Source organism: Acaryochloris marina MBIC11017 (assembly GCF_000018105.1).
GTDB lineage: Bacteria > Cyanobacteriota > Cyanobacteriia > Thermosynechococcales > Thermosynechococcaceae > Acaryochloris > Acaryochloris marina.
On record NC_009925.1, the window covers coordinates 2,113,620 to 2,129,457 of the forward strand.

The following is a 15,838-nucleotide window of genomic DNA, read 5'->3' on the forward strand; positions in this document are numbered from 1 at the left end:
GTATTATTCACACATCATTTGATGTATCCCGCACATCCTCTACAAAGAGGTCTGGCGGAAACAAGCCTCATGTAGATAATAGGCTAGAAAACTGAGAATTGACAGTTCATCAAAAATAGCCCATCTTTCCAAGGATTAATAATGGCTGCGGGTAACACTTAGGTGATCCAGCGTTTTCCTTGGAAAGATGGGCTATAAATATGGGTTGATGCTGTGAGGACCAAGTCGATCGCTCTAAGGACGAAGCGTTAGGCTTTGCCAGCCAGTTCAACGATTTTGCTAAAACTGTCTGGATCCGTCGCAGCAAGCTGGGCTAGCATTTTGCGGTTGAGCTGAATATCAGCCCGCTTGAGCTGTCCCATAAATTTGCTGTAGCTGACGCCATGTTGACGAGTTGCAGCATTGATACGGGCAATCCACAGACGACGAAAATCTCTTTTACGCTTGCGGCGATCACGATAGGCGTTACGTAAGGCCTTCATCACCTGCTGATTCGCAATTCTAAACAGGCGAGAATGGGAGCCTCGGTAGCCTTTGGCAAGCTTTAATATCTTTTTGCGGCGCTTACGAGCGACGTTACCGCGTTTAACGCGAGTCATGGTCTTGGTCCTTGTTGATGATTTTTTAGGTAGGGAAAACTATTGAATAGGTATAAAGTCAAAGCCTGGCTCGGTTTTTGTCCCTAAGAGTAAGGCATCATGGCTCTAACGTTTTCTGCGTCTTGCTCGCTTACCACACATTTCTTAGAGAGGCGGCTCTTACGGTCGGGACCTTTATGCTCTAACAAGTGGTTCTTGTATGCCTTTCGACGCATAAATTTGCCACTTCCGCTTCGTTTAAAGCGTTTGGCAGCGGATCGTCGGGTTTTTAGTTTGGGCATTGTTCGTCTAGAATTGCAGCATCGACACAAACTAGCATCATAGTATATGTGACAACCGATTGCCAATAGCTGTTCAAACTGTCCGAACGGATAGTGTGTCACCTGAGTTGGGTGGGCAGTCTGAGAGAAGAATCTTAAATTTGGGCCAAGGCTGCTGACTGACTGCAGGACGGCAATACCTATCCTTGAAGGGGGGAAGACCGATCTTAGGCAATGTCCTCCCCTCTCTACAATGGCAGTAGGCGCTAGGCCTGCCAGAAGTTAATCCCCACTGTCCAGGAGGTTCCCCATTCATGCAACCCACCAATCATGACCAATTTACGGAAAAAGCTTGGGCTGCGATTGTACGAACCTCTGACTTGGCGAAAGAGGCCCAGCAACAGCAGATTGAGAGTGAACATCTGCTGCAAGCCCTGGTTGAAGACGATGGTTTAGCAGGACAAATTTTTACTAAAGCCGGGACAGATGTGCAGCGCGTCCGCGATCGCACCACGGAATTTATCAATCGGCAAGCGAAACTCACCACACCGAGTGAGTCAGTTTATCTAGGTCGCAGCCTAGACACCCTCTTTGATCGGGCCGAAAACTTCCGCCGCTCGCTTGGGGATGATTTTATTTCCATTGAGCACTTGGTCTTGGGCTATATCGAAGATGATCGCTTCGGCCAACCCCTCCTCCAAGGTCTGGGCATCACCGAGCAAATGTTGAAGCAAGCTGTTACAGACATCCGGGGAAATCATAAAGTCACGGATAAGAATCCAGAAGGCAAGTATGAGTCCTTAGAGAAATATGGTCGTGACCTAACAGCGCTGGCTCGGGAAGGAAAGTTGGACCCGGTGATTGGCCGAGATGACGAGATCCGCAGAACGATTCAAATCCTCTCCCGACGCACGAAGAATAACCCCGTCTTGATTGGGGAACCTGGGGTGGGTAAAACAGCCATTGCCGAAGGGTTAGCCCAGCGAATTGTGGCCCGAGATGTCCCGGAATCTTTGCGAGATCGCAAACTGATTGCCCTTGACATGGGATCCCTGATTGCCGGGGCCAAATATCGGGGAGAATTCGAGGAACGACTCAAGTCTGTCCTTAAGGAAGTGACGGAGTCAGACGGGTTGATGATCTTATTTATTGATGAGATCCATACCGTCGTTGGCGCAGGGGCCAGTCAAGGTGCCATGGATGCGGGCAACTTGTTAAAGCCCATGCTGGCCCGAGGGGAATTGCGCTGTATTGGAGCCACCACCCTCGATGAATATCGCAAATATATTGAAAAAGATGCGGCCCTAGAGCGACGCTTTCAGCAGGTCTATATTGATCAACCCAATATTCAAGACACCGTCTCAATTTTGCGGGGTCTAAAAGAACGGTATGAGGTCCATCACGGGGTCAAGATTTCTGATAACGCCCTGGTTGCCGCCGCCACTCTTTCTACCCGCTACATCAGCGACCGCTTTTTACCTGACAAGGCTATTGACCTAATGGATGAAGCGGCAGCCAAGCTCAAAATGGAAATTACCTCTAAGCCGGAAGAGCTAGACGAAATTGATCGTAAAATCCTCCAGCTGGAAATGGAGCGTTTATCCCTTGAAAAGGAAAGCGATCGCGCTTCTCTAGAACGCCTCGAACGAATCGAGCAGGAGATTGCCAACCTACAAGAAGATCAAAAGACCCTGAATGCCCAATGGCAGTCTGAGAAACAAATTATTGATGATATCCAAACCATCAAAGAAGAAATTGATCGGGTCAATATTGAGATTCAGCAGGCTGAGCGCAACTATGATCTCAACCATGCAGCTGAACTGAAATATGGCAAACTCACTAATTTGCAGCGGCAGCTAGAATCGGCTGAAACTCAGCTAGCCCAGCGCCAAACCAATACCAACTCCCTTTTAAGAGAAGAGGTAACCGATGCTGATATTGCCGAAATCATCTCTAAATGGACGGGGATTCCCGTCAGTAAGCTGGTGGCGTCGGAAATGGAAAAGCTGCTGCACCTAGAAGATGAGCTACATCAGCGAGTGATTGGCCAGGAAGAAGCAGTGACGGCCGTGTCTGATGCGATTCAGCGATCGCGTGCCGGTCTCGCAGATCCCAACCGCCCCATTGCCAGCTTTATCTTCTTAGGTCCAACGGGTGTGGGCAAAACAGAACTAGGCAAAGCTTTAGCCGCCTACCTATTTGATACCGAAGATGCCATGGTCCGTATCGACATGTCGGAATATATGGAGAAGCATACGGTGGCCCGGATGATTGGGGCCCCTCCCGGCTATGTCGGCTATGACGAAGGGGGGCAACTGACTGAAGCCGTTCGTCGCCGTCCCTATGCGGTCATCCTCTTTGATGAAATTGAGAAGGCCCATCCCGATGTCTTCAATATCATGCTGCAAATTCTGGATGATGGCCGAGTCACGGATTCCCAAGGTCGCACTGTCGACTTTAAGAATGCGGTGATTATTATGACCAGTAATATTGGCTCCCAACATATTTTAGATTTGGCGGGAGATGACAGCCGCTACAGCGAAATGCAAAATCGGGTTATGGATGCCATGCGCTCCCACTTCCGACCTGAATTTCTGAACCGGATTGATGAGCTGATTATCTTCCGTAGTCTGCGTAAGGATCAGTTGCGCCGAATTACTCAACTCCAGGTTCAACGACTGGCGAAACGACTCAGCGATCGCAAGATGTCTCTCAAACTCTCAGAATCAGCGTTAGATTTCCTAGCAGAAGTTGGATACGACCCGGTCTATGGGGCCAGACCGCTGAAACGGGCCATTCAGCGGGAGCTAGAAACCCAAATTGCCAAGGCCATTTTGCGAGGTGACTTTGGTGAAGGAGACACCATTTTTGCGGATGTCGAGAATGAGCGGTTGATCTTTAAGCGCATGGGGGCAGAAGTCTTGACCACTTCGGGTTCATAGCACTATTGACAACCTAGACCATAATCGAACCCCCTAGAACTATCGTTCTAGGGGGCTTTGAGTGAGGAGTTAATGCGAGGAGTGAAAAGACTACATCAGGGTGCCGCCAATGCTAGCGAGCAGATCCTGCAGTGTCGGAATAAAGAAGCTAAGGAGATAGCGAGGATAAATTCCGATTCCTAGGGTGATAATCAGGAGCGGAACAACTGTGACCACCTCACGCATATTGATATCGGGCAAGCTTTCCCACTTGGGGTTGGCAGGTCCCAACAGTACCCGGCGCACCATAAACAGGAGATAACAGGCCGCTAAGAGAATGCCCATACAGGCAAACGCGGTATAGAGCTTGCTGTATTCATAGGACCCCAGTAAGACCAGAAACTCACTGACAAAGCCGCTGAGGCCCGGTAGCCCCAAAGAGGCAAGGGAGAAGAATACCAAAAATCCTGAGTAAACTGGAAGTTGAGCATTCAGACCACCAAAGGCGTTCATATCGCGGGTATGAGCCCGGTCGTAAATGACGCCCACCAGTAAGAACAAGGCTCCAGTGATTACACCATGGCTAAACATCTGGAGCATGGCACCGTTAAAGCCATTGGTGGAGAAGGCTGCCAAGCCTAACAACACGAACCCCATGTGACTGATGCTAGAATAGGCCACCATCTTTTTGAAGTCTGTCTGGGCTAGGGCAATAAACCCACCATAGACAATGCCAATGGCCGCTAACACAGCAAGATAAGGCCGGAACCAGTTCGCTGCTTCAGGCAAAATCGGGAAGCTAAAGCGGAAAAATCCGTAAGTTCCCATTTTGAGCAACACACCCGCCAGAATCACGCTGATAGGAGTGGGGGCTTCCACGTGGGCATCGGGTAGCCATGTATGGAAGGGGAAGGTGGGAACTTTGACTGCAAAGCCCACAAACAGAGCCAAAAAGACAATCTTTTGGAATCCAAAGCTAAAGTCTTGGGCCACTAGCTCCATAATATTGAAGGTGTGGGGAGCGGAATTAAAGTACATCCCCAAAATGCCCACCAACATCAGCAAGCTACCGGCAAAGGTATACAGGAAGAATTTCATCGCTGCATACTCTTTCCTGGGGCCACCCCAAATCCCAATCAAGAAATACATGGGAACGAGAACGACTTCCCAAAAGACATAGAACAGAATCATGTCTAGGGCCAAGAAGGTGCCCATCATGCCTGTGACGAGAAACAGGTAGAGACAGTAGTATTCTTTTTCCCGTTTCTTGATGCTGAAAGAGCCAATACTGGCCAGGGTAGAAATCAAGGCGGTCAACACCACCATCGGGAAGCTAATCCCATCAGTTCCTAGCAAGTAATAAACATTGAGCTGAGGAATCCAGAGGGTCTTTTCGACCAGCTGAAAGCCAGTCTGATTCGGGTCAAATTGGAGGAATGCTGCAAATGTAAGCGCACTCACCACGACCATATTGGCCAAAGATATCCATTTGTAAAGGCTTTCTTGAGCCTTAGGGAGCAAAAGGATTATGACCGCCCCAACGAGCGGGGAAAATATTATCAAGGATAAAAGATGAGATGCCATACAACTCCTCTCTGAGCAAAGGAAGTTCTTGGAAACCTGAGGTTAATTCAACCGACAGGAAGGCCAGAACGCTAACGCAAGTAATCAGTAAATAAAATTGGGTAGAACCCGTTTGGAACAGCTTGAGGATATCGCCGCCAATGACGGTGCCTCGGCCAGTGAGATTAACGAGCCCATCGACAATGTTGCGATCAATCCAGAGCTGGATTTTGCTCATTTTCTGCATGGCCGTTGCTGAACTGTTGACTAAGCCATCAATCACAAGGCGATCAAACCCAAAGAGGAATTCTCCAAAGGCTTGAAAGGGATTGAGGATTAAGACGGAATAGATATCGTCAATCCAGAATTGGTTAACCGATAACAGGTAAAGGGGACGGAACGTATTTGCGATCGCAACGGGCCATTGGGGCTTGGCGAGGTAAAGCACTGCGGCTAGACCAATTCCCAAAACACCAGCAGCAATCGAAGATCCCATCACCATCCAGTCAATTGCAGCTGCATGATGCTCACCGGTCAAGAAGGTTTGAAACCAGTTATCCATAAAGGGGGAGCCTGGAATGCCCACAAAGATGGCACCAATGGCAAGACACCAAAGGGGAACAGTCATCAAAGCGGGAGACTCATGGGCATGAATCTCAGGGTTACGGGCTTTGCCAAAGAAGGTCATAAAGACCAGGCGGAACATATAGAAGGCGGTCATAAAGGCCGTCAACAACAGTACGCCATAGACCACAAAATGGCCTTCTTGATAGGCTTCTAGCAGGATTTCATCCTTAGACCAGAAACCAGACAGAGGCGGTACACCCGCAATGGCTAAGGACGCAATTACAAAAGTTGCCCCTGTATGCTTCATCTTGCTGAACAGGCCGCCTAATTGACGGATGTCCTGTTCATGGGCGCCGTGGATAACGCTGCCCGCACCGAGGAAGAGCAATGCCTTAAAGAAGGCGTGGGTCATCAGGTGAAAGGTGCCTGCGGTCATACCGCCCAGCCCCATGGCCGTCACCATGTAACCCAACTGGGAAATCGTGGAAAAAGCCAGGACTTTCTTGATATCTGTCGCAGTTAAAGCAATGTAGGCCGCCATAAACGCGGTCAAGGTGCCAATCCCCATCACCCAGGGCATCACCATAGGGAAGCTGGTAAATAACACGAAGGAACGAGCCACCAGATACACCCCTGCAGCCACCATGGTTGCCGCATGAATCAGGGCACTCACTGGCGTCGGACCTTCCATGGCGTCTGGCAACCAGACGTGCAAGGGAAATTGAGCCGACTTACCCACGGTTCCACAGAAAATCAGGGGAGCTGCCAGCCACAGCAACGGAGCACCCGTTTCTACTGCATTCGGCAAATCCACAAAGCTGAGGGTACCGCCGGTCACAAACAGGGTCATAATGCCGAGAAATAAGCCCACATCCCCAACACGGGTGGTTAAGAAGGCTTTCCGAGAGGCATTCGCTGCTGAATCCTTATGGAAGTAAAAACCAATCAGTAAATAGGAGCAGAGACCCATGACTTCCCAAGCCATAAAGTACTGCACATAGTTATTGGCAATGACCAAGGTGAGCATGGCCGCCATGAACAGGGACACATAGGCAAAAAACCGGTGATAGTATTTCTCACCGTGCATATAGCCAATGGAGTAGACCTGAATTAGGGTACCAATCACTGTCACCACAAACAGCAAGGTGGCTGAGAGGGGATCGAGTAAATAACCAAAATTGAGGTCGTAATTTCCTAAGGTCAACCACAGCCACTCATGGGAGTACTGACCGCCCTGGGCGACTACCCAAGCTGCCGGTAAAGCAATGGCCGAAGAGGCAACACTTGTCAGGACTGAAATCCATCCAGAGAAACTACCTAAACGATGACCAAAGAAAAGATTGACTGCAAACGCAATCAAGGGAAATAAGGGTATTAGGTATGCAAAATCAGTCATAGTTTCCCATTTCAAGAGATCGATTAATTTATCCCCACAAACTGTCTTCCTAATTCTGGCGGTAGCGGTTAAACATCAAGCTAAACTGCTCCGTGGAATCGATAGACTATTAAATAAAACAAAGATAAATTTCAGGAAATTTACATAATTCATGGGTGGATGGAAATATCGACGACCAAACCAGATGAGTGGCCGAGTCGATTTTTCATTTCGTTAATCGTACTTGCTAAAAAAAAGTGTGTATGCCAAGCAGGGTAAAGGCCTAAAACCCTTTCTCTGCCTGCAAGACCTTATTCTAACAGCAACATTTTTGAGGTGCCGAGCTGTCTATCAGCGGGGGTGTAAAAATGAGAATTCACCCATCAATTTTGGTCAACATTCTGTTAATGACGCCTCTCTTTCTGGCGGGATTCAAGGGCTGATTCTATAGACGCTTACTTGGTTTGGGCAGAGTCATCATTTTTGCTTAATTACTGTAAAAAAACTGATCCTGAAGAAAATCTTTTATTTCAAATTTTTCGGAGTTAAAACTTAAGTTTCTTTAACATAAGAAATATGTTCTCAATGTAAACAAATGTATCGTTGCTCTTGAGACTTAAAATGCGGTTGTCCAAGCCATAATGCAGTTGACTTTCTAGCCTAGTTTTAGGGAAGCACCCCAATCGCGGAATATGAGTAAGACGGGTAATGGCATTCTTGAAGCGCATTTTTTCCTTCGACCCGCCGCTGATCAGGAATTAACCACCCCCATCCTGATTGTGGGGGGATCGACAGCAGCCTATGCCGCCACCTTAGGTGCATTACAAGCCGGAGCAAAGGTATGTTTAGTGCAGCCTCAGCTCGTCTTAGGGGGGCAGTTCACAAGCCAAGGTTTACCGGCCTCTGATGATGGCAAGCTATTAACCCCCTATGAGCTGATTCCACCGGATCGACGAGACCCGAATCAACTTAGGGATAGTGAGTATTTTGCCCTGTCGCGATCGCAACGACAATTCCGACAATGCCAACGCCAGAATCAACCCGTTGCCCACCAAATCCTTCAGAACCCTGGCGGTAGCTGGGTAAGCCACCTCTCGGTCACGCCAACTGTCGCTGCAAACTGTCTCAATGCAGCGATTCGGCCCTTTTTAGAGCAAGGATTATTGACGCTTATCCCTTGGTCTATACCGATACGGGTATTGATGGAAGAATCACCCCGCCGCATCCTAGGTGTCCAATTCAAGGATAAACAGACCCATCATCAATTCACGGTTAGGGCACAAATCACCATTGAAGCTACGGATCTAGGAGAGCTGCTGGAACTGGGAAAGATACCCTCCCGGGTGGGGCAAGAATCTCGTTCCCAAACCCAGGAAGCCGTATTACCTGAAGACCCTCGCCCGGAATGCCAACAGGCCATCACCTTTTGCGCCGTAGTTGAGCGGAGTTCCCAAAGTCCACCCCCCCTGCCAGCACCATCAGGGTATGACCATCAACCCTGGTTGCAATCTTGTGACTTCACTGATGAGTTTTGGATCCACCAACCCGATCGATGGCAAAAACATGACTTCTACGATCCAGACGGTATGTTTCGGTATCGTCGGCTGTATCGCAGCCAGAAGAGTGATACTGTTCACCCCGGAGATATCACTGTTCTTAACTGGGCAACCAGTCCACTAGGGGTTAATGGTAGACCGCCAGATCCTTCAGCCCCACTGGGGTGTGGCAATGATTATCCCTTTGGTTGCCTCCTCGGTGTCAGTCCAGAGCAACGACAAGAACAAGTGATACGGGCGCGCGATCGCACCCAAGCCTACATCCACTATCTGCAAACCCAAAGTCATCCCGAACTTAAACCGAGGGGAGATTTAACCTGGACCGAGGATGGTATTGCCTTAGAACCCTATATCCGAGAAGCCCGCCGCGGCATTGCGCTAACCACCATCCGCCATGAAGATGTGGCTGCTAAATTTTTCCCCAATCAAGTTCGGGCTCGAACTTTCACAGACAGTGTGGGCATCGGTCAATACCATTACTTAGATGTTCACCCCAACCATGCCCAGGGCCACGTGGAGTTAGGCGATGGTCACGATGCCTTGCCGTTCACTCTACCCTTATCGGCCTTAATTCCCATAGATACAGAAGGGTTGATCCTGTCGGCCAAAAGTATTGGCACCACTCACATTACCAATGCGGCCTATCGCATGCATCCTATGGAATGGACCATTGGTGAAGCTGGAGGACATTTAGCCGCCTTTGCACTCATGGAAGGCGTAACTGCACAAGAGATCACCCAACAGCCCACATTGAGAATGGCGTTCCAAACCCATCTCACCCATCAGGGGATTCCCATTGCTTGGTTAAACGACATCAGTCATGAGGATCCAGACTTTGCGGCGATTCAGGTATTAACCACCAACGGAATTCTCCCGCTCCAGAACCTGCAAACCTTAAACTTTATGCCCGAAGAAGCTATCAGCTGGGGGCGATTTCGGCATGCCTTAATACAGGTCTTGCAACGGTTACGTGAAGCTACCCCCCTGCCCTTCTCAAATGTTACTTCGATGAAAGCAGCCTCTTCTGTTGCTAAAGCTTGGCTTGAAGGGCAGAACAGTCTAGACCGTTTTCAATTCGATCCTGAACAACCCATCACCTTTAGTCAAAGCAAACTTTTACTGGAGCAGCTTGCTCTAGCCCTAGTACCAGAAAACTTTAACGTTACATTGGCTGAGAACAAACCGATGACAAACCGCATCGCTGCCCAGATTTTGTGGCAACTATGGACATCTACTTGCCATCCTTAACGTTCAGTCAGCGATATAGCAGTCACAGTAAGGCTAACCGCCCTCCTGGGCAAAATAGGATATTGCAAGGAAGACCCAGCCAGGCAACTGGATTAACTCCTACTTGGTCTGCAGAAACTCTCTATATGAGTTGTCCACCACCTGAGAATTAAGTTAAATTTAGTTAAGATTGATGTTCGACTTGCCTCTAGTTGGCCTTTTGCCAGGTTCAACCCTGAGGAAACGCTCAAAGCGTGCGTGAAAAGTCGAGTGAGATCGTTCTCGCTTCGCTTCAGACATGCCAGATCCCTAGCAAGGCTGTGCGTTGCTTTTACCGAAAGGGCCCATAAACGATGAAATCTTCTTGGAAAATACTTCTTCTGTGGCTTTTGCCATCTCTACTGATTGTGTTCTTCCTCTGGCAAAGTGTTTTTGCTCCTGCAGCCACTACCACGCCAGAAATGAGCAATGCTGCAAACTCACGGATGACCTACGGTCGGTTTCTTGACTATTTAGAAGCAGGTCGAATCCAGAAGGTCGACCTGTTTGATGGTGGTCAAACCGCCATTATTGAGACAACAGACGTAGAAATTGGCGGTCCAGTTCAGCGAGTCCGCGTTGCCCTCCCTGGGTCTGCACCTCAGCTCATTGCCAAGCTCAGAGAAGACAAGGTTGACTTTGATATCCACCCCGATCGCAACACAGGTGCTGTTTGGGGCTTGCTAGGCAACCTAATTTTCCCCATCTTCCTGATTGTGGGTCTCTTCTTTATTTTCCGCCGGTCCAGCAACGTCCCCGGTGGACCAGGCCAAGCCATGAACTTTGGTAAGTCCAAAGCTCGCTTCCAAATGGAAGCCCAAACCGGAGTCATGTTTGATGACGTCGCGGGTGTCGAAGAAGCCAAAGAAGAACTCGAAGAAGTCGTCACCTTCCTGAAAAAACCTGAGAAATTCACCGCTGTTGGCGCTCGAATTCCTAAAGGTGTCTTGTTGGTCGGCCCTCCTGGAACGGGTAAGACATTACTCGCCAAAGCCATTGCTGGTGAAGCAGGGGTTCCGTTCTTCAGTATTTCTGGTTCAGAATTTGTCGAAATGTTTGTGGGTGTCGGTGCCTCTCGGGTCCGCGACCTATTTAAGAAAGCCAAAGAAAACGCGCCTTGCATCATCTTTATCGATGAGATTGACGCCGTTGGTCGTCAGCGGGGTGCCGGTATCGGTGGCGGTAATGATGAACGGGAACAAACCCTGAACCAACTCTTAACCGAGATGGATGGCTTTGAAGGCAATACTGGAATCATTATTCTGGCAGCCACCAACCGCCCCGACGTCCTAGACAGTGCCCTCCTCCGTCCTGGTCGATTTGACCGTCAAGTCACTGTGGATGCCCCGGACATCAAGGGTCGCTTAGAAATCCTGTCCGTTCATGCTCGGGACAAGAAGCTAGCGGAAGAGGTTTCTCTCAAGACGATTGCTCGTCGTACCCCTGGCTTTACAGGAGCTGACTTAGCGAACTTGTTGAATGAAGCGGCGATTCTAACCGCACGTCGTCGGAAAGAAGCTATTACCCTTTCTGAGATTGATGATGCCGTCGACCGTGTTGTTGCGGGTATGGAAGGCACCCCCTTAGTCGACAGCAAGAGCAAGCGACTGATTGCTTACCACGAGATTGGTCATGCCATTGTCGGTACGCTGATGAAAGAGCATGATCCAGTCCAAAAAGTAACCCTGATTCCTCGCGGCCAAGCCCAAGGTCTAACCTGGTTTACCCCGTCGGATGAACAGGAATTGGTATCGCGATCGCAACTCAAAGCCCGGATGGCAGGTGCCATGGGTGGGCGCGCTGCAGAGCAAGTGGTCTTTGGTGATGCCGAAGTGACCACGGGTGCAGGCGGTGACTTACAGCAGGTCACTGGTATGGCAAGACAAATGGTGACCCGATTCGGCATGTCGGATTTAGGTCCCCTATCCTTAGAAGGTCAGCAAGCAGATGTATTTCTCGGTCGAGATCTCATGTCTCGCTCTGAATATTCTGATGAGATTGCAGGTCGCATTGATGCCCAAGTGCGTGAACTGATTCAGCATGCTTATGAAGAAGCGATTCATATCGTCCGAGATCACCGAGCAGCGGTTGACCGATTAGTAGACCTCTTGGTAGAGAAGGAAACCATTGATGGCGAAGAGCTGCGTCATATTCTGGCAGAGTACACAACCGTCCCTGAGAAGGAACGTTTCGTGCCCCAGCTATAAGCTCAATCAATAGAAAATTTCTGAAAAGAGGGTGAGTTGAACTCACCCTCTTTTTTCGCAAATATGTTCTTTTACGAGGATCTCTTGACGAGGATGGTCCGCAAAGCTTTACGATGAGTTAGTTTATGCCTTTCATCGTTCGCCACACGCTATGAAGCCCTACCTTGCTGCCGCAGTTCAAATGACCAGTTTGCCAGATTTACACAAAAATTTGGCCCAAGCGACGGATTTAATTGAGCTAGCAGTGCGCCGCGGAGCCGAATTAGTGTGTTTGCCTGAGAATTTTTCTTTTCTTGGAGATGAATCAGCCAAAATTGAGCAAGCTGAAACCATTGGTTTAGAATCTGAAAAATTTATCAAAACCATGGCTCAGCGCTTCCAAATCACGATCTTGGGAGGGGGCTACCCTGTACCTGCAGAGGCGGGCAAAGTCTACAATACAGCTCTACTAGTGGCACCAGATGGGAGTGAACTAGCTCGATACCATAAAGTCCACCTCTTCGACGTCGAACTCCCGGACGGCAATATTTATCATGAGTCAGGCATTGTGCTCGCTGGCTCGGAGATTCCCCCCATTTACGCTTCGCCCAAATATGGAAACTTGGGTATGTCCGTTTGCTACGATGTTCGATTTCCTGAGTTTTATCGGGCCTTGTCTAAAGCTGGAGCAGACGTACTGTTTGTTCCAGCAGCGTTCACGGCCTTTACGGGCAAAGATCACTGGCAAGTGCTACTCCAAGCCCGTGCCATTGAGAATACGACTTACGTCATTGCCCCAGCTCAAACTGGTTTCCACAACTCTCGCCGCCAATCCCATGGCCATGCTCTGATTGTCGATCCCTGGGGAGTGGTCTTAGCAGATGCCAGTATTGAGCCAGGAGTCGCTGTAGCTGCCATCGAACCCTCCCGTCTGGATCAAGTGCGGCAGCAAATGCCTTGTTTAAACCACCGCGTATTTGGTTAAGTCTTTTACCGTCAATGGTCCTTCATACCTGTATTTAAAGATGCGAAGCAGTCCGCAACGGGTTTGACAGTGTGGCTTAATATCTGTACCCCTCTCCCCTGAATCAGTCTCCCTTCTCCCGAAAATATACGGCTGATGTATGGATTCCTGCCGTTATAGCAGTAGTGAGTATGCCTGCTTATTAGGGTTTACTACTGGGGCAGGTACTGAAACTGCGATCGCAGTATCGCAAACCTACAACAAAGTCATCTCCATTTTCGCCGAGTTAGGCATGGTCACTCTATAAAATTGGTTTAGAGTCTTAGCTACAAGAACTACTGGGACTGGGTTCTCAAGCAACCATTGTTGGGGTAGCCGCCCCCTTCATTTAAAGTACGTTTGGATTAATCTATTGTTTTTATTTGAATCGACAAACTACAAACTCGCGGTGATCTACTGCTGTCTGCTTTAATCCTTGTTAGCGTTATAAAACTATATTTAGAAGCCATTCTAGGCACCTTTACCGCTGAATTAGTCCTAGCTGGAACTAACCAATATAAAGAACAAGTGATCCCCTTGGCAGGCATACTTGTCCCTATCTTTATTTGTCTGGGTGGGAGCAAAAACCGATGTCAGCGTTCTCAACCTTCTGATCTTTGGAGATGACAACGCGCTTCAACTCTAGAGTCAGCAGTAGATAGGGCAGTGTGATTTCAAAGAAAATAGGGTGGCCAAAACGACTACCCTATCCAAAATATGTTGCCAACATGCTACCAAAAAGTTCTACGTGCTCACCTGAGCGAAAGCCAATATTTGACCTTGCAATTGTTGATACTGCTATTGCAAAGTCATCGTCAAATTCAACTGGCTCGTCTAGCCAGCATGTTTCCTCAACCGATTCATTACAGCAGTCGCATCCGCAACTTGCAGCGGTTCTTAGTCCTACCCCAGTTGAGTGTACGTCTGTTATGGTTTCCCATTCTTAAGCACTGGCTTTCAGAAGAATTCAAGACAGGCCATGGCAATCGAGCCTATCGCCGAGCCCGCCTCAAACGCACCATTGATGGCTATGTGGTGATGGCCGTTGACCGCACCCAATGGAAGGGACGTAATCTGATGATGGTGACAGTGGTGTGGGGTAAACATGCCTTGCCCGTGTATTGGGCACCATTGCCCAAATCAGGCAGTAGTAGTCTCAAACAGCAACTCCGTTTGTTGAAAACGGCTCTAAAAATCTTCAAACCTTATCCAGTTGTGGTACTAGCAGACCGAGATTTCCACAGTCCTAAACTGGCTCTGTGGCTGAGCCAACGACAGGTTGAGTTTGTGCTCAGGCAAAAGAAGAGTGCTTATGTCCAGCTCCAAGGTGAAGTAGACTATCAACCCCTCAAAGAGAGAGGATTTGCCCCAGGCCAGAAAGGTTTCCTTTGCGATGTCTATTGGGGAAAGCGAGACCAGTTAGGGCCGTTTAACCTCGCGTTTTACTGGAAGCGACAGTATCGGGGCAAGGGGGGAAAAGATCCTTGGTTTATCATGACAAGTCTGCCAACCCTGGAGCAGGCTCTCTCGCTTTACGCTTGCCGATGGGGAATAGAGATGATGTTCAAAGACTGTAAGAGTGGGGGATACAATCTCGAACGAACGAAAGTCAATGATGCTCGTTTTCTAGCTTTGGTACTGGTGATGGCGATGGCCTATTGTTTGGCAACGCTTGCTGGCTATGGATTGAAAAAATTGAAAGTCAACCACTATGTTGCTCGGCTCAATGAGCACTCTCGACGGCGGCCTCGACACAGTGATTTTGGCACGGCGTTGTATGGACACTTATGGTGTTGTGGCATGGAGGTCTGGACTTTATTAGCCACTGAATTAATGCAACTGAAACCCCATAAACGACTCAATTATCAGAGAGGCATGAGGGCGCTATCACTGATTCAGACTACGTTGTAAAATCCTTGTCATCCCCAAAGCCTTCTGATACCAGAGAATCGTGAAGGACTGATCATCGCCGCATTTTTGATTATTGTTGCTATTATTGGCAGAGTGATTACAGGATTCACTATTTTGGGGCAACCTGAGATTAACCGTCTAGCCATTGGCGTAGGGATGATTCCCAGGGGAGAAGTTGGACTGGTCTTTGCCGGTGTTGGTTCAGCGAGTGGCACTTTATCGCGTCCACTAGAAGCAGCCATCATTAGTTATGGTGATTTCAACAACGTTTCTAGCACCACCCATGCTGCACGTTGTATTCCAGTCGTCCGATACAGGTGAACCAGCCTTGAGTGTAAAAGTTGCATCTGCAGCGGTCAGTGATATTGACATTTAAAGCAATGTCACGACCGACGCGGTACTGTTCAATCAAGACCTTGAGCGACCTACTGTTCTCCTAAATACAGATAATGCTTGATCAAAACGTGCTTGAGGTCAAGGCTCTGTAACTCCTACCTGATATGGCATCTAATGCCATTATTGGGGTGCAGTCGCAAGTCATCACAGAAACTTTGATGCTCAATTGGGCGTCCCAAAGCTTGCAGACTGCCATACCCCTTTTGCGGACTAGGCGAACGTCAAGTGCTCCTAC

10 protein-coding genes and 1 pseudogene are annotated in these 15,838 nt (G+C 48.8%); 7 read left to right on the plus strand and 4 right to left on the minus strand.

Features of this window, described 5'->3' with window-relative positions:
• Positions 1–248: 248 nt before the first annotated feature.
• Positions 249–599, minus strand: a complete 351-nt coding sequence (gene rplT / locus AM1_RS09520) for a 50S ribosomal protein L20 (RefSeq protein ID WP_010477428.1) — start codon at positions 597–599, stop codon at positions 249–251.
• An 83-nt stretch (positions 600–682) separates the two neighbouring features.
• Positions 683–880, minus strand: coding sequence for a 50S ribosomal protein L35 (gene rpmI, locus AM1_RS38640; RefSeq protein WP_010477430.1), 198 nt, complete (start codon positions 878–880; stop codon positions 683–685).
• A gap of 293 nt (positions 881–1,173) precedes the next feature.
• On the opposite strand from rpmI, the gene clpB reads away from it, so the two are divergent.
• The gene (gene clpB, locus AM1_RS09525; protein WP_012162622.1) at positions 1,174–3,801 is read left to right on the plus strand and encodes an ATP-dependent chaperone ClpB; all 2,628 of its coding nucleotides are present in this window, start codon (positions 1,174–1,176) and stop codon (positions 3,799–3,801) included.
• A 90-nt stretch (positions 3,802–3,891) separates the two neighbouring features.
• Here clpB and AM1_RS09530 read toward each other — a convergent pair whose 3' ends face one another.
• Both AM1_RS09530 and nuoL read right to left on the minus strand, forming a co-directional pair.
• A complete protein-coding gene (locus tag AM1_RS09530; RefSeq protein ID WP_012162623.1) occupies positions 3,892–5,364 on the minus strand; it encodes a complex I subunit 4 family protein in 1,473 nt (490 codons plus the stop codon).
• Positions 5,291–7,306, minus strand: a complete 2,016-nt coding sequence (gene nuoL / locus AM1_RS09535) for an NADH-quinone oxidoreductase subunit L (protein WP_012162624.1) — start codon at positions 7,304–7,306, stop codon at positions 5,291–5,293. Before nuoL ends, AM1_RS09530 begins: the two co-directional genes overlap by 74 nt.
• A 671-nt stretch (positions 7,307–7,977) precedes the next feature.
• On the opposite strand from nuoL, the gene AM1_RS09545 reads away from it, so the two are divergent.
• From AM1_RS09545 to AM1_RS09565, 6 genes and pseudogenes are all read left to right on the plus strand, one after another.
• Positions 7,978–10,089: an FAD-dependent oxidoreductase gene (locus AM1_RS09545; RefSeq protein ID WP_012162626.1), complete on the plus strand. Its 2,112-nt coding sequence runs from the start codon at positions 7,978–7,980 to the stop codon at positions 10,087–10,089.
• 332 nt (positions 10,090–10,421) lie between these two features.
• Positions 10,422–12,314 carry an ATP-dependent zinc metalloprotease FtsH2 gene (gene ftsH2 / locus AM1_RS09550; RefSeq protein ID WP_012162627.1) on the plus strand — a complete coding sequence of 631 codons (1,893 nt, stop codon included), beginning with the start codon at positions 10,422–10,424 and terminating at the stop codon, positions 12,312–12,314.
• A gap of 151 nt (positions 12,315–12,465) precedes the next feature.
• Complete coding sequence (locus AM1_RS09555; protein WP_010477444.1) at positions 12,466–13,278, plus strand: carbon-nitrogen hydrolase family protein; 813 nt, start codon at positions 12,466–12,468, stop codon at positions 13,276–13,278.
• Between the two features lie 139 nt (positions 13,279–13,417).
• Complete coding sequence (locus AM1_RS42110) at positions 13,418–13,564, plus strand: hypothetical protein (protein WP_012162628.1); 147 nt, start codon at positions 13,418–13,420, stop codon at positions 13,562–13,564.
• 449 nt (positions 13,565–14,013) lie between these two features.
• Positions 14,014–15,207, plus strand: coding sequence for an IS4-like element ISAcma19 family transposase (locus tag AM1_RS09560; RefSeq protein WP_012162629.1), 1,194 nt, complete (start codon positions 14,014–14,016; stop codon positions 15,205–15,207).
• A 27-nt stretch (positions 15,208–15,234) separates the two neighbouring features.
• Positions 15,235–15,583: pseudogene (locus tag AM1_RS09565) on the plus strand (cation:proton antiporter domain-containing protein); the annotation flags it as partial.
• Positions 15,584–15,838: the final 255 nt, after the last annotated feature.

Bases quoted from the DNA above. Each gene is read 5' to 3' on its own strand.
- AM1_RS42110 (WP_012162628.1), top strand. From the start codon at position 13,418: ATGGATTCCTGCCGTTATAGCAGTAGTGAGTATGCCTGCTTATTAGGG.
- AM1_RS09545 (WP_012162626.1), top strand. From the start codon at position 7,978: ATGAGTAAGACGGGTAATGGCATTCTTGAAGCGCATTTTTTCCTTCGA.
- clpB (WP_012162622.1), top strand. From the start codon at position 1,174: ATGCAACCCACCAATCATGACCAATTTACGGAAAAAGCTTGGGCTGCG.
- AM1_RS09555 (WP_010477444.1), top strand. From the start codon at position 12,466: ATGAAGCCCTACCTTGCTGCCGCAGTTCAAATGACCAGTTTGCCAGAT.
- nuoL (WP_012162624.1), bottom strand. From the start codon at position 7,306: ATGACTGATTTTGCATACCTAATACCCTTATTTCCCTTGATTGCGTTT.
- AM1_RS09530 (WP_012162623.1), bottom strand. From the start codon at position 5,364: ATGGCATCTCATCTTTTATCCTTGATAATATTTTCCCCGCTCGTTGGG.
- rplT (WP_010477428.1), bottom strand. From the start codon at position 599: ATGACTCGCGTTAAACGCGGTAACGTCGCTCGTAAGCGCCGCAAAAAG.
- ftsH2 (WP_012162627.1), top strand. From the start codon at position 10,422: ATGAAATCTTCTTGGAAAATACTTCTTCTGTGGCTTTTGCCATCTCTA.
- AM1_RS09560 (WP_012162629.1), top strand. From the start codon at position 14,014: ATGTTGCCAACATGCTACCAAAAAGTTCTACGTGCTCACCTGAGCGAA.
- rpmI (WP_010477430.1), bottom strand. From the start codon at position 880: ATGCCCAAACTAAAAACCCGACGATCCGCTGCCAAACGCTTTAAACGA.